Origin of the sequence: Limibacterium fermenti (assembly GCF_041902845.1) — a bacterium.
In the GTDB taxonomy this organism is placed as follows: Bacteria; Bacteroidota; Bacteroidia; order Bacteroidales; family Dysgonomonadaceae; genus Limibacterium; species Limibacterium fermenti.
The window spans coordinates 1,612,485-1,627,171 of the sequence record NZ_CP159486.1 but is presented as its reverse complement, the minus strand read 5'-3'; the positions used below and the strand labels follow the sequence as shown (position 1 = coordinate 1,627,171).

Genomic DNA, 14,687 nt, shown 5'->3' with positions numbered 1-14,687 from the left:
TCTGCATTGTAATCTTTTTTTTCATAAAAACGGTACGTTATGACATTTTTCGAGGCTTGATCATATTTTCCGGTTTCAGTATATCATCGAGTTTTTCTTTCTCCATAAGTTTCTTCTCCAGCACCAATTCATACACCCCCTTCCCCGTTTTCAACGCTTCGGCGGCCAATTGGCTAGATGTCTCATAGCCCAGATAAGGATTTAAAGCCGTCACCAAGCCGATACTGTGCAGTACCATATTTTTGCAATGCTCTTCATTGGCGGTAATGCCTTCGATGCATTTTTTTCGCAATGTTTGTAAGCCCTTAATAAGGATGGATATGCTTTCCATCAGAGAGAAGACGATAATCGGCTCCATGACGTTCAGTTGCAATTGCCCGGCTTCCGAAGCCATGGTTACCGTCAGGTCATTGCCTATAACCTTAAAAGCAATTTGATTCACCACTTCGGGGATAACGGGATTGACTTTTCCCGGCATGATGGACGAGCCGGGTTGCATAGGGGGAAGATTGATTTCATTTAAACCTGTTCGTGGGCCGGAAGACAATAACCGCAAATCATTGCATATCTTAGATATTTTTACCGCTAACCGTTTTATAGTGGAAGAATTGATGATAAAAACGCCGGTATCACTCGTCGCTTCAATCATATTTTCAGCTTTTACTACAGGAAGGCCGGTTATTTCGGCCAAATGACGGGTACATATTTCGGCATAACGCGGATCGGCATTGATACCTGTTCCGATCGCAGTTGCACCCATATTTATCTCTAACAATAATTTACGGTTACGTTCCAGTAACAAGACTTCTTCTTCCAGAGTAGCCGCAAAGGCCTCAAACTCCTGACCTAAGGTCATGGGAACAGCATCCTGTAATTGAGTTCGACCCATTTTAATTACGCCCGAGAATTTTTTCCCCTTTTCATGAAAGGCAACGATGAGATTTCGAAGAGTATCCACCAAATCACCAATACTGCGGTACAAAGCGATTTTCATAGCAGTCGGATACGTATCGTTAGTAGATTGCGACCGATTCACATGATTGTTCGGATGACAATATGTGTATTCGCCTTTAGAATGCCCAAGCATTTCCAATGCCCTATTGGCAATCACTTCATTTGCATTCATATTGACGGACGTTCCGGCGCCACCTTGTATCATATCCACTACAAAATATTCGTGGTATTTACCCTTTCTAATTTCTTTACATGCTTGCACAATAGCTTTAGCAATAATCGGTTCGATTAATCCGAGCTCTTGGTTAGCTTCCGCTGCGGCCGCTTTCACATCGGATAGGGCAACGATTATGTGTGGATAATGATATAATCGGGAACTACTGATATTAAAATTATCCAATGCACGCATCGTTTGTATACCGAAATAGTATTCAACAGGGACTTCCATATTTCCCAGAAGATCATGTTCTGAGCGGGTTTTGCCGCTTAAATTAAAATTTTTGTTATTCATATTGTAGATATTTTATTTGAAAGTTCGTCGAGAGACGATGATAAATGCAAAAAAGGAAAAAAACAAAAACCGAGCCTATCTCTTTCGTCTTTGACGAAAGACAATACGGATTCTGTTTCGGATTGTTTTGATTTGATGAAAATAACAACAGAGGGTTGGAGAACAGGAGAGTTGGTTTTCTCTGTATATCCGGAAATACATCCGGAATAACTAGTGTAATTTCAGTAATCGTAAATACTATTCGAAACAATACCCCAGATGATAATACGACAATGCCATTTTTTGCTTTTATTATAGAGGAGCATACAAGGAATGTCGGTCTTTCTAAGAAAGAGAATGCATAGGTAAAAATAGAAACGGTTAAGAATTGGTTAAATAATGTAAATAACCCCCCCCGATATTTTAACTTTCATTAACGAGAGGCGTAACATTGAAATATATATTATTTTATCCATTCACCAGGATTTTATATATTATTTCTGTCGTATTAAGGCAGGTAGTAAATTTATCACTACGGGGCAAATGTAAATGGAATTTTTTAGAAATGAAAATAAAAAAGAAAAATACTTTATAGATTTTTTCTATGAAAACTATAAATATTATCTATATCAATTCAGCAAGCCGAAGATTATCAATTTGGTTAAAGGCCGAAAACCATTTATTAAGAACCGGAGGTGTCGCTTAGAACGACACCTCCGGTAACGATCTGCTCCATTGTCGGAGGTAATCTTTACAATCACGGGCAAGGCAAGTATTATTGTGAAACTCTATCTTCTCCGGTTCAAATCATATCCTCGATATTCCACACAAAGGCATGGAGACCGAGTCTTTCATGCTGAGCGTCCAAGTCCTTCAAATACTTCAATAATACCGGCACACGATCATCCTCGACAATAGTCATAATCGCATCATTAACCGTAGGCCATGCGTGATTACCGTAATGCGGCTCACCCGTCTTGCTCCCTCTTCCGTATACTTGCTTCCAAGCCGTATAACCACGGATATTCAAAGATGAAAGGTTATCCACCACTTCCGTGTAATGCGCCTGGTTCATAATAATCATTACTGCTTTCATACGTTCGTAAGTTTTTAAAGTGTATTATCGGCCGCCTGTTGGGCTTTATGAATTTGTTTACGATGATTTTTCCGTTTCCGTTTCACACCGTTTCCTCCGAAGATGGAATATAACACCGGCACAAACACCAGCGTGATAATGGTTGAGAACGTCATCCCGCCGATAACCGATACGCCGAGCGGCTGCCACATTTCCGAGCCTTGCCCCGTGCCGATAGCCAACGGAACCATTCCTAAAATAGCCGTAAGCGTGGTCATCAATACCGGACGAAGTCTCGAACGCCCTCCGTGTACCACAGCCGTGATAATGGACATTCCCCGCTCGCGGTTCAAATTGATATAGTCGATCATCACGATACCGTTTTTCACCACCATACCGACCAACATGATCAGTCCCACAAAAGCCATCACACCCAACGAAGTGCCCCAAAGCGTCATCAGCAAGAAAGAGCCGACAAAAGCAAACGGTACCGTAAGCATTATAATAAACGGATAAGTGAGCGACTCGAACTGCGAAGCCATCACGATATACACGAGAAGCACCACTATGATCAACAACATACCCAGTTCGCCGAACGATTCCTGCTGATCTTCAAACGCGCCACCGATTTGTATGCCCACGCCGGAAGGAATATCGGTCGAATCGATCGCTTTCTGCATATCGACCACCACTTCGTTGAGCGCACGATTATAAATACTGGCCTGTACCGTAACAATACGTTCACGGTCCTTACGGTCGATTTGCGGAAGCGAAGCCCCTTCTTCCACCGTGCCGAGGTCGCGCACACGCACGGCTGCTCCCGTCGGAGTATATATCAAGATATTTTGTATATCTTCCAACGACTGACGGTAGCGTTCGTCATATCTCACCCGGATATCGTACTCATCGCCATCTTCGCGAAACTGAGTCATGGTCAATCCGTTGATCCGGTTTCTTACGGCGGTTGCCGCAGTACTCATCGTCAGCCCGTTAAGGGATAATTTTTCGCGATCGAACCGAATCTGGTACTCCATACGGTAATCCTTACGGGATATGTTCACATTACGAAGACCCTCTATATCGGTCAACTTGTCTTTAAGTTCAGCGGCAATCCGGTCGGTAACGGCCAAATCATATCCATATATTTCCACGTCTAAGGTCGATTCACCCGTCATGGATGTCTCATCTCCCCCACTGGTCACCTTATACCGGTACAATTCCGGAAAGAGCGAGAGTTGACCGCGTATTTCATCGGCAATCTGGAAAATCGATTTATCTCTTTCGTTTGCTTTTACAAGACGAATATTATACGACATGATATTGGATGCATTTTCCGACAAAACCGCCCACACATTGTCTTCATCGGCTTGACCAACCGAAAACGATACGATTTCGATTTCGGGATAATTCTGCCGCAGCATATCCGATATTCTGGCGCCGGTTTCGCGGGCAATTTCCATGCGGGTTCCCGTAGGCATTTCCAGCGTCATGGTAATTTCATTGTTATCCGAAGCCGGCATAAACTCCGTCTTTAACGTGACGAAGCTGACAATCATTCCGGCAATAAGGACGACCACCATCACCGTCATCACCAAACCCCGATGCCGCACCACGCGGTTTACCACACGGGCATACCAGGAATCGAGACCATCGAGCATCGGAAGAATATGCTTGTTGTACCATTTGTCGAATGCCCCGGCCACCCGATCTTTTTCGGATCGAAGCATCCGTGACGACATCATCGGAGTCAGCGTCATGGAGATGATAAGCGATAAGGTGATGATGATCGAAACCATCCATCCCAATTGCTTAAACATGATACCGGCAAAACCACCCACCATCGTCATGGGCAAGAACACCGCCACAATCGTCAGCGTAGAAGCGATGATAGACAACGACACCTCTTCGGTTCCGTATACGGCGGCCTGTCGCGGACGACTGCCGCGTTCGATATGCGTGGTGATATTTTCCAACACCACAATAGCATCGTCCACCACCAACCCGATCGTGATAGTCAGAGCCGAGAGCGATATAATGTTTAAACTACTTCCGGTAAGATACAAATAAATAAAAGAGCCGATCAGCGAGATGGGAATGGCGAGCATAATAATGATGGTCGCCCGCCATCGTCCTAAAAAGAACAACACCACAAGACCCACGATAATCAGCGCCAGTATAATGGTTTCCAGCAAGCTGTTGATGGAGGCGATGATGTGATCGGACGTATCCATGACCGTTTCGATCTTGATATCGGGCGGCAGATTTTTCTGTAGTAAAGGTATCTGCTCTTTCACCGCCTGGGCGATAGCCACCGTGTTTGCTCCCGACTGCTTCTGCACCACAATCGAAGCGCTTCGTTGACCATTGGTATAATTCTCCTGTACACGGTTCTCGACGGTATCTTTTACCACCGCCACATCGCGCAGATAAATGGCGTGTCCCTGGCTGTTTCCAACGATGATATTATTGAGTTCGCGACTATCGTCGAATTCGCCTTCGAGACGCAACATATATGTTTGCGAACCGATATCGAAATTCCCCGCAGGGATGTTGGTATTTTCGGCTGCAATCACCTGTGCCACCTGTTCGAGCGAAAGGTTATACCCTTCGAGCTTTTCGGGGATGATGTTCACTTGTATTTCCCGCTGCGGCGCGCCCGTCACCGAAACGGTTCCCACGCCGGGGATACGGTTAAGCGGATTGGCCACCTGGTCGTCGAGGATCTTATACAACGCATCGGAACTCTCTTTGGCGGTTGCTGAGAGCGTCATCACCGGAATCATATCCGAACTGAATTTCATGATGATAGGCTTTTCGGTTCCTTCCGGTAAAAACGAATAGATCATCTCAATCTTATCGCGCACATCGTTCATGATGTTATCGATGGGTACGCCATAATCGAATTGCAAAATGATCAGCGACATACCGTCCCTCGATTGCGAAGTAAGCTCTTTCAGGTTTTCGGTAGAGTTGAGCGCATCTTCTAACGGACGGGTAACATTTGCTTCCACGTCGTCGGCTCCGGCACCCGAATAAGTCGTCATGACGGAGATGATGTTCAAATCCATCTCCGGATATAAGTCGATAGGTAATTGCCGGTAAAATAGAATACCGATAAGGACAATCCCGATAAATATCAAAGAGGTTCCTACCGGATTCTTTACGGACGATTCATATAATTTCATTATCTGTTATTGTTGATTATTGCGCACTACCGCGCGTTTCCGTAATTTGTATTTTGCAATTTGTAATTCGTAATTCGTAATTTGTAATTATAATCACTCAACCACTTCTACAGGCGTTCCGTCTATCAAAGATGTATTTCCCTGCACAATCACCTTGTCGCCGGCCACCAGTCCCGACACGATTTCGTATTTGTCATCCAAACGGGCGCCAAGTTGCACAAGGGTGTATATCGCTTTTCCGTCTTTTTCCACAAATACGTAGCGGTCGTTTGAACCGGTTTGTTTGAGCACGGCCAGATCCGTCACCAACGGACGGTCGTTCGCACCGAAATTCATCGTCACACGAGAAAACATTCCCGGGCGAATGCGTTGATCGCCGTTACTTACCTGAACTTCCACCGGAAAGGTATGCGACACGGGGTCGAGCGTAGGATGAATCAACGACACCTTTCCTTTGAAGGTTTCGTTATTCAGGGCTTCAATGTTCACTTCAACTTCCATCCCTTTGACCACCTGATTATAATATGATTCCGACACGTTTATCAATACTTTTACGGGATTGATATTCTGAACGGTGAGCACCGGCAGTCCGGCAGCAACATCTCCGGGATCGTAATTGCGAGCGGTCACCACGCCGTTGATGGGACTCGTCAGCACCGTGTTTTCGTTCAAATTATCGAAAGACGATTCGGCCACATCGAGTTGCGTCTTCGCCTGATCGAGTTGTTGTTTGGAGATTCCCCCCACGTCATACAGTTCCTTGTAGCGCTCATAATCCCTTTTGAGCGTCACCAACTGCGTTTCCTGCTGCGATAAAGTCGTGCGGTCCATATGCACCAACACCTGCCCGCGTCGCACGAAGGAGCCCACATCGACCAATATGCGGCGGATACGTCCCCCGATGGCGGGTGCGATGTTATTGACAGCTTCCGCTTCGACGGTGGCCGTGAAAGTAGAGCGTTGCTCTACCGGCACCAACTTCACTTCCTCCACACGGACTCTTGGGGCGCTTTTCGTTTCTTCGCCCTGATCTTTTGATGCATTTCCACCGCAAGAAGCAAGCAACAGCAAAGCCGTCAAGGGTGCAAACCTGAAAAAGTTGTACATTTTCATAACCTGATATTCTTTTTTCTTTTGTTTTATATTCGAGCTGTTTTAATCTTCACAATTTCCTCATCATTCATAACTCATATCCCAGCACCTTTTCCAAATCAGCTTTAGCTGCCAGATAATCGTAAATTGCGTTTCGGTATTGCAGTTCGGCGCTTGTCATGGCCAGCGCAGCGGCATTCACATCCACAATCGTTCCCAATCCGGTTTCGTATCTTTTGCGGGTAATTTCATATCCTTTGCGGGCTTGCTCCACCGACGACTGAGTGGCTACGATCTGTTCGATATTCTTATGGATCAAATCGATATTATTTTTCAGGGAAAGTTTCAGGCTTCGCTCCAAATCCTTACGCTGCTCCTGTAACTGCCACAATTGTATCTGCGATTGTTTAACGTTGTAATAACGCTGCCCCCCGTTGAACAGCGGAATGGAAAGCGTGACGCCTACCACCGAGTAGGGATCCCACCGATAATCGCGAAATCGGAAATCGTTATTCTGACTCATATACATATAGTTGAAAGACGATGTCAGCGTGGGAGCGAATTGCAACTTCTGCAGTTCATACGCTTTCTGTGCCTTGTTCGACTGTAAATCGAATTGCTTCAGGTCGCTGTTCTCCACCATCGACGTGTCGGCGGGAATAAGTTGTTGGAACATCGACTCTTCATAATCCGATAGGGCGCCCGAAACCGTCATCGGCACCTCCGAATCGATCCCCATTAGCATCTTCAGTTGCAGCTCGGCGATCTTTTTCATATTATCCGCTTGCAGAATATTGGGAATGATACTTTTAAGCCTTACATCGGCCGTAATCACGTCGTATTCGGGAACAATCCCTTGTTTGAACTTGTTTTTGATATCGTCGAGATTGATAGAATCGGTGCGATAGGTTTCTTTAAAAACCTCGTAACTGTCTTTCGCCAATAGAAGGCTGAAAAATGCTTTTTTCACCTGATTCCGCAAGTTGATCTTAGACGATCGCGCTTCTTCCATCGCCAATTCAATATCGACCTGGCTGATTTGAATGTTTTTCCACAACGACGGCACCACCAACGGCAGGCTCACGTTTACGCCCGTCGTCCATGAATTCTTACGCCCCACTTGAATGCCTTCGTTGGAGCTGCCTCCCTCGGCAGGAGCCATAGCGCGCCCCAACACATCGAGAATTTTTAATTCCTCAGGGGTGAATTTGGAGGGATCGAAATTTCCCAGCATACTAAAATCCCCATCCAGATACATTGTCTGTCGCTTTAAGGTGCGTTGATATTGGCCGATAAGGTCAATCTGAGGAAGAAGCGTGCCATAGGCCGATTTCTTCGCGTATTGTTTTTTAGTGATTTCCATATCGGCCACCTTCATGTTGGGGTTTTCGCTCAAAGCAATATCCAATGCCGTATTTAAGTCGATACGCAACGTATCGGTTTGCTGTGCATACGCAGTTGTCGCCCATAACCCAAACAATACGCCGAGAAGCAGCAAAATCATAACTGAACGTTCTATCTTCATCATTATATATTATTTATTTTTTTAGCAGTATTTGATAATCCATTTGCTATATCGTACGATAACTTCCCCCTTGAAAGGGCACTTTCCGCTTCGTGCCAAACAGATTATTTCTTCTTTATAAAAAACGAACGCCGCAAAGACGCGCAAAAGTACAAACGAAATGCTTAAAACACTTTCTATTTTTACAGTTTAACGCCCTTTATTATTTTTTATTTTTTCATTAGAATGTTATCCTGTACCTCCAATTCCTGGCAAGCACCGTTATTAACGGCATCGTTTTTCGCGAACCTTCTACACATCCAAGACCTCCTTTAACTTCTTATATCCCGCCTCGCTAGCTTTTATTTTATGCCCGTTGATAAGGGTGAGAAGCTGTCCTCGCTTCTCATAACGCTCAATGCGCAAAATCTTTTTTATATTAACGATATACGATCGATGTACGCGCAAAAAAGTAGAAGGAGACAGATGCGTTTCGAAATACTTCATCGTTTCTTCCTTCAGAAATTTAGACTGCTCCGTATAGAGTTGCACATAATCGCCATCCGACTGAATATATACAATATCGTCCGCCAAAACAACATGAATCTTTTGTCCGGTTTTTATCACCACCTGTTCCAAGACATCCTTGTCGGCATCCTCTTCCGAATTTGCATCCGCAATGGATGGCGCATCTTCGTTCAGTACGTCTTTATCCTTTTTTGAGCGGCGGTTGGCGATATGCACGACCATCAATATATACAACAAAAAAGCAATGAAAACTTTCATCGGAACCATGGATTCCGCCGCGCCTTGAGATGTGCTCCCCAAAACCAGGAGCGCTCCGAAGTAAGTTAACCCTGCACCGGTTGCTATCCACAAGACGCTCATTATAATAGGATTAATCACACGATAAAGAATGCTTAATGATGATAAATCGCTATAACGTATTGCTTTTTCGAGCAATGATCCTAATCCTGCAAAAATCCAAAAGTCCAAAATACCGATAACAAATAAATCTCCGAAGGGCAAGGAAAGCATGGCCTGAAAACCCCACGCTTGCATCGATGCATATACAAGACATATCACTAGAAGCGATAACCAGTAAGACAGGACTTTAAAACTAAAGGGACCCAGATTCATTCTTATCGTTGTTTAGCGTATTTCGCAACCTCCGAATACCAAATCTCCTTCAATAATCAACATTCTATCCGCCACCGCCGGATAATGGGTCGATAAGCGCTTATCTTCAAAGCCTCCTAACACCGTATCCAATTTAGCAGATACTACCCAGTCATCAGGAATATAAAAAGTAACCCCTCCGAAAACGGCATCAACCCTCAGATGGGTCTCGCCTTCGGGAAGCGTCGTCTTGCGAAGATCGAGCACAATACCTCCAAAAAAGGCTTCGATGCTTCCTCCTTCAAAAACCGGATCGAGAAAGATATTCTCTGAACCGCCAAAAACCACTTTCCGCTCAATACGCCCATTGAGTCCTTGCGGATGAGTCGATTTAGTACAATGCGAACAAGTATTTCCTTTTTTGGCGAACACAATTTTAAAAATACTCGCAACACCGATAATAATAAGTATCAACGGCCAGTAGTTTCGGGTAAAGTTTTCGTCGACACCAACGAACAAGCCGGGATATGCTTTCGCAATAATAGGCACGATAAAAAAAAGTCCCACCCCAAACCAAAAGAGGAAACCGGTGAAATGTCTTTTGGCAAAAGACACAAGACCTATCAGAATAAACAGCGCCGGCCATGAGAAAATGATCCGTTTCAAAGACGGATCAAGCCATCCGAAATTGAACGACAGAAATATCATACCGATCGCCACAAGCAAAAGCGCCAGAAAAAGACTTTTTGAACGAATAACATTGACGGGAACAGATTTATTGGAATCCATCATAGAACAACCCTTTCCTTTTTTGTGCAAAGATACGCATTGAGCATACCATTTAGCAACATTTAATCGCTTAAATGAGTCTTTTTTCCCGACGAAAGCGGCATTCTAACCGATAAAAATGTGAATCTCTTCCGTTCAAAAAGAAAGATGATACAAAAATAGTATTATCTTAGCTGTAAAAAATAGATTCATGAAAAAGAATATTCCTTTCACTGGTTTTCGCGCGGAAACATTTCGTTTTTTGCGCGATTTGGAAGAAAACAATTATAAAGAATGGTTCGAAGCGCATCGCACAGTGTATGAAACGCAACTTCTGGAACCTTTCAGGGCATTGATTTCGGCCGTATCACCGGCGATGACAACCATAGACCCGGCTTTTGAAATGCGACCTCACAAAGTACTTTCACGCATTTACCGTGACACGCGTTTTTCAAAAGATAAGCGCCCCTACCGGACACACTTATGGATGACATTCCAACGATCGACCACTCATTGGGAAAGTTTCCCAGGATATTATATGTCTCTCGATACGGAAAGGTGCGAATGGGGAATGGGATTGTTTTCACCCGTAAGAAAGATAATGGATCAGTTTCGTGAAGCCGTCACGCAGGAAAAAGAATCATTTAAAGAGATCGCTCTCGAAGTGTTCGAAGCCGGCTACGAAACACAGGGTGAAAAATATGTTCGGCCGATCGCGAATGATTTGTCCGATTTTTATCAACCGTGGCTGCAAGGCAAGAGCATCTATGTGAACAAATCGTTTCCGTTGACCGACGAGCGTATTTATTCCGATGCATTAGCCCATTCGATGATCGAGGATTTTTCGAGGCTTGCCGGACTTTATCATTTTATGATCGAAGCAATAAATAATGAATAGTTGAAAAATTGTTATCTTTGTGTTTTTTATAAGAAATACGTATGATCAGTTTTCCAAACGCGAAAATCAATTTAGGATTACGGATCGTTTCCAAGCGAGCAGACGGCTACCATAATCTCGAAACGGTATTCTACCCTATCGGATTGAAGGACGCGCTGGAAATCATCCCTTCCGGAAGCAACGAAAAATACCGGTTTTTCCTTTCCGGCACTCCACTTGACGCGCATAAAGACGAGAACCTTGTCATCAAAGCATTAAAGCGTATTTCGGGCGAAAAAGAAATTCCTCCTCTCGACATTCACTTGTTGAAAAAAATCCCTACCGGTGCCGGTTTGGGCGGCGGCTCGTCCGATGCGGCATTTATGCTCAAACTACTCAATGAGACCTTTTCGTTAAACTATTCCGAGGCCGAATTGATACGATTAGCGGCCACGTTAGGTGCCGATTGTCCTTTTTTCATTCAAAACAAACCGGCTTTCGCCACCGGCATCGGAGACTGCTTAGAAGCCGTAGAGCTCAATTTGGATTCGTTTTTTATCGTATTGGTAAAACCGGATATTGCCGTATCCACAAAAGAGGCATATGCTCTGATTACCCCGCGTCAACCTCGAAGTTCATTGAAGGAAATCATCGGCCGTCCGGTATCCGAATGGCGGGAAACGATGAAGAATGATTTTGAGGAGCCGGTTTTCAAAAAACACCCCGAAATCGCAGACATCAAAAAGCAATTATATTCTCTCGGGGCATCGTACGCTTCCATGTCGGGATCCGGATCGGCCGTATTCGGTCTTTTCGATAAGAAGCCTGATCTTGCCGGACATTTCGCGCATCATTTTGTATGGACAGAGGAGTGACGGGGGACTTTTCCCAATAATCCTTCGGCGATAAACGCTGCACGTGATAATGGCTAACGCCGATAAGGGGGGGGACAGAGAGAGACAAGGGGACAAGGGGACAAGGGGACAAAGAGACGGGGAGATAGGGAGATGGGGAGATGGGGAGACAAGGAAAGTGAGAAATAAAAAATGATAAGTTAGAAAATGAATAGATTAAAGATTTTGATTTTTGTTTTATCCGTATGTACGGGGATAGCGGCGCAAAAGGCTTTATCGCCCCAAACGCTTTACTCTTTCGGTCCCATTTCTTTGCAGAAGCCGGTATTGATAGATAGTACAAACATCGGCAATACCCGATTTTCGGAAGAAACACTCCTCTCCTATCCGGTCGCATTTCCCGAACAGTCGCGCTTCACCCATGAAATGAAACCCGACACATCCGGCTTTTTCCATTTTCCACGCCCGCAAAATGAATACGAATTCCGCCTCGTTTCTTTTTATGTGGGCGGAGACCGCTACGGAAAGGCAACACTTACGGTGACTTCTCCCAATCCGCTCGAGCTATATGTAAATGATAACAAACGTGCGACGAAAAGGGAGGTTAACGATAGCGTATCGAAAGCCGGCTCGGTGAATACAACCTTATCGGGATATATCAATAACGAACGGATTGTCGTTAAAATACTCGCTTCTTCAGCCTACAAGACAACACCTGCCATAAAGGTCGAAATCAAACCGGAGAAGAACGATTCCCTACTCAACTTAACCATACAGAATGCGGATTCACGACGCATTACGATCGTCGACATCTTGGAAGGGAAACGCATAAGCGGATCTTCGGTATCTCCCAGTGGACGATTTGTGTTGCTGCACTTAAGCGAAACGCTTCCGGGCGGAGAAACAAAAAGATACAGCCAGGTATACGATGCGCGCGAAAAAAAGAGTATCCTTTCCGAACCGTTTACACGCGAACAACTCAAGTGGATGCCCAAATCCGACCTATTATATTATGTGACGGATAGTAAAGATGGCCGGGCACTTCTCTCATTCAACCCGCAAACCTCCGAAACGGTTATTCTCGCCGAACAACTTCCCAAAGAGAGTTTTTACATGGCTCCCGACGAAAAATCCGTATTTTATTCCTCCAAACAAACCATCAGCGTCAGTCAACCGAGCGGCCTAAAACGCATGACCGGGGTGGATGATCGTCAACCGAATTATCGCGAACGATATTCGCTTTACCGCTATTTCTTCGACACCGGCCTTTCGCAGCAACTGACTTTCGGCAAACGCTCAACATCGTTAAATGATGTAACCGATGACGTGAAATATCTCCTTTTCTCAACATCGGAAGAAGACCTTTCCCAACGGCCGTTCCGCAAGAGTTCGATGTTTTTGTTGAATTTGCAGACGATGCAAGTCGATACGGTATGGAAAGATCAAACCTATATCTATTCCGCGCAGTTTTCCCCCGATGGAGAACAAATACTCATCCATGGGGCTCCGGAAGCTTTCAACGGGATTGGGCTAAACATCAAAGAGGGGCAAATAGCCAACAGTTACGACACGCAATCCTTCCTGATGGATTTGCAAACGAAGCAAGTCAAAGCTTTGACAAAAAACTTCGGGCCGACTATCGATGCCCAAACATGGAATCCCTCGGACGGGTTCATCTATTATCGCGTTCAGGATGGCGACCGGGAGAACGTATATCGTTATCACCCGACATCGGGAAAATTTGAGAAACTCCCTCTTCGGGAAGACGTTATCCGCTCGTTCGATCTGGCGGAAAGCGGACATTGGGCGAGCTACACCGGCACAAGCGTTTCTAATTCCGCCAGATCTTACCTCTTAAACTTAAAAACGCTCGAATCGACACTTATCAGCGATCCTTACGACGATCGCCTTCGCAAACTGACCCTCGGGGAAGTAAGGGATTGGAACTTCAAAAGCTCTTTCGGCGATACCATCGAAGGCCGCTATTACTTACCGCCGGGATTCGATGCAAACAAAAAATATCCGCTTATTGTTTACTACTACGGCGGGACAAGTCCTACCCAACGCGTGTTCGAAAGCACCTATCCGTTGCATGTATACGCAGCCCTCGACTATGTGGTATATACGTTACAACCCAGCGGCACCACGGGTTACGGACAGGAATTCTCGGCACGGCACGTGAATGCGTGGGGAAAACAAACCGCGGAAGAGATCATTGAAGGAGTTGAAAAGTTCGTGGCAAGCCATTCATTTGTCGACCGGAACAAAATCGGGAACATCGGAGCTTCTTACGGAGGATTTATGACGCAATATCTCATTACGCAAACCGATTTGTTCGCAGCTTCGGTATCACACGCAGGAATCAGCAACATTACCAGTTATTGGGGTGAAGGCTATTGGGGATATTCTTATAGCGCCGGGGCCAGCGCGGGAAGCTATCCGTGGAATAATCCGCAACTGTATGTGGAACAAAGCCCGCTTTTCCATGCCGACAAAATCAATACGCCGCTGTTGTTGCTTCACGGAACAGCCGACACCAATGTGCCTATCGGGGAAAGTATTCAAATGTATACGGCGTTGAAATTGCTGAACAAACCGGTGGAATTCATTCAGGTGGAAGGTGAAAACCATGCTATTTATAATTATAGCAAGCGTATTGCATGGAACCAGGCTATTTATGCTTGGTTCGATAAATGGTTGAAAAATGACTCGCAATGGTGGGATTCGATGTACCCGGAGAAGTGAAAGACAGGGGGACAGGGGGACAGG

General features: G+C 45.1%; 10 protein-coding genes. 3 read left to right on the top strand and 7 right to left on the bottom strand.

All coding sequences use genetic code 11. From position 1 onward, the window contains the following. Positions 1–37: 37 nt before the first annotated feature. The 7 genes from aspA to ABNK31_RS07260 form a co-directional block, all read right to left on the bottom strand. Positions 38–1,465, bottom strand: a complete 1,428-nt coding sequence (gene aspA, locus ABNK31_RS07290) for an aspartate ammonia-lyase (protein ID WP_418895009.1) — start codon at positions 1,463–1,465, stop codon at positions 38–40. 781 nt (positions 1,466–2,246) lie between these two features. Next, positions 2,247–2,540 (bottom strand): PG0541 family transporter-associated protein, encoded by a 294-nt coding sequence (locus tag ABNK31_RS07285; RefSeq protein ID WP_418895008.1) that lies wholly within the window; start codon positions 2,538–2,540, stop codon positions 2,247–2,249. A 14-nt stretch (positions 2,541–2,554) separates the two neighbouring features. Continuing rightward, the gene (locus ABNK31_RS07280; RefSeq protein ID WP_418895007.1) at positions 2,555–5,704 is read right to left on the bottom strand and encodes an efflux RND transporter permease subunit; all 3,150 of its coding nucleotides are present in this window, start codon (positions 5,702–5,704) and stop codon (positions 2,555–2,557) included. A gap of 93 nt (positions 5,705–5,797) precedes the next feature. Next, positions 5,798–6,811: an efflux RND transporter periplasmic adaptor subunit gene (locus ABNK31_RS07275; protein WP_418895376.1), complete on the bottom strand. Its 1,014-nt coding sequence runs from the start codon at positions 6,809–6,811 to the stop codon at positions 5,798–5,800. A 73-nt stretch (positions 6,812–6,884) separates the two neighbouring features. Further along, positions 6,885–8,324, bottom strand: a complete 1,440-nt coding sequence (locus ABNK31_RS07270; protein ID WP_418895006.1) for a TolC family protein — start codon at positions 8,322–8,324, stop codon at positions 6,885–6,887. A gap of 288 nt (positions 8,325–8,612) precedes the next feature. Then, positions 8,613–9,440, bottom strand: a complete 828-nt coding sequence (locus tag ABNK31_RS07265; RefSeq protein ID WP_418895005.1) for a LytR/AlgR family response regulator transcription factor — start codon at positions 9,438–9,440, stop codon at positions 8,613–8,615. A 12-nt stretch (positions 9,441–9,452) separates the two neighbouring features. Continuing rightward, positions 9,453–10,211 (bottom strand): LiaF transmembrane domain-containing protein, encoded by a 759-nt coding sequence (locus tag ABNK31_RS07260; protein ID WP_321579416.1) that lies wholly within the window; start codon positions 10,209–10,211, stop codon positions 9,453–9,455. Positions 10,212–10,398: 187 nt separating this feature from the next. Between ABNK31_RS07260 and ABNK31_RS07255 the strand changes: the two genes are divergently transcribed. The 3 genes from ABNK31_RS07255 to ABNK31_RS07245 all read left to right on the top strand — a co-directional run bounded on the left by ABNK31_RS07255 (position 10,399) and on the right by ABNK31_RS07245 (position 14,663). Beyond that, the gene (locus tag ABNK31_RS07255) at positions 10,399–11,085 is read left to right on the top strand and encodes a DUF2461 domain-containing protein (protein ID WP_418895004.1); all 687 of its coding nucleotides are present in this window, start codon (positions 10,399–10,401) and stop codon (positions 11,083–11,085) included. A 41-nt stretch (positions 11,086–11,126) separates the two neighbouring features. Continuing rightward, positions 11,127–11,939, top strand: coding sequence for a 4-(cytidine 5'-diphospho)-2-C-methyl-D-erythritol kinase (ispE, locus tag ABNK31_RS07250; protein WP_418895003.1), 813 nt, complete (start codon positions 11,127–11,129; stop codon positions 11,937–11,939). Between the two features lie 186 nt (positions 11,940–12,125). Beyond that, positions 12,126–14,663 (top strand): prolyl oligopeptidase family serine peptidase, encoded by a 2,538-nt coding sequence (locus tag ABNK31_RS07245; RefSeq protein WP_418895002.1) that lies wholly within the window; start codon positions 12,126–12,128, stop codon positions 14,661–14,663. The last annotated feature ends 24 nt before the right edge of the window (positions 14,664–14,687 follow it).

Coding starts and splice junctions, on each gene's coding strand:
- aspA (WP_418895009.1), bottom strand. CDS start 1,465: ATGAATAACAAAAATTTTAATTTAAGCGGCAAAACCCGCTCAGAACAT.
- ABNK31_RS07285 (WP_418895008.1), bottom strand. CDS start 2,540: ATGAAAGCAGTAATGATTATTATGAACCAGGCGCATTACACGGAAGTG.
- ABNK31_RS07280 (WP_418895007.1), bottom strand. CDS start 5,704: ATGAAATTATATGAATCGTCCGTAAAGAATCCGGTAGGAACCTCTTTG.
- ABNK31_RS07275 (WP_418895376.1), bottom strand. CDS start 6,811: ATGTACAACTTTTTCAGGTTTGCACCCTTGACGGCTTTGCTGTTGCTT.
- ABNK31_RS07270 (WP_418895006.1), bottom strand. CDS start 8,324: ATGATGAAGATAGAACGTTCAGTTATGATTTTGCTGCTTCTCGGCGTA.
- ABNK31_RS07265 (WP_418895005.1), bottom strand. CDS start 9,440: ATGAATCTGGGTCCCTTTAGTTTTAAAGTCCTGTCTTACTGGTTATCG.
- ABNK31_RS07260 (WP_321579416.1), bottom strand. CDS start 10,211: ATGATGGATTCCAATAAATCTGTTCCCGTCAATGTTATTCGTTCAAAA.
- ABNK31_RS07255 (WP_418895004.1), top strand. CDS start 10,399: ATGAAAAAGAATATTCCTTTCACTGGTTTTCGCGCGGAAACATTTCGT.
- ispE (WP_418895003.1), top strand. CDS start 11,127: ATGATCAGTTTTCCAAACGCGAAAATCAATTTAGGATTACGGATCGTT.
- ABNK31_RS07245 (WP_418895002.1), top strand. CDS start 12,126: ATGAATAGATTAAAGATTTTGATTTTTGTTTTATCCGTATGTACGGGG.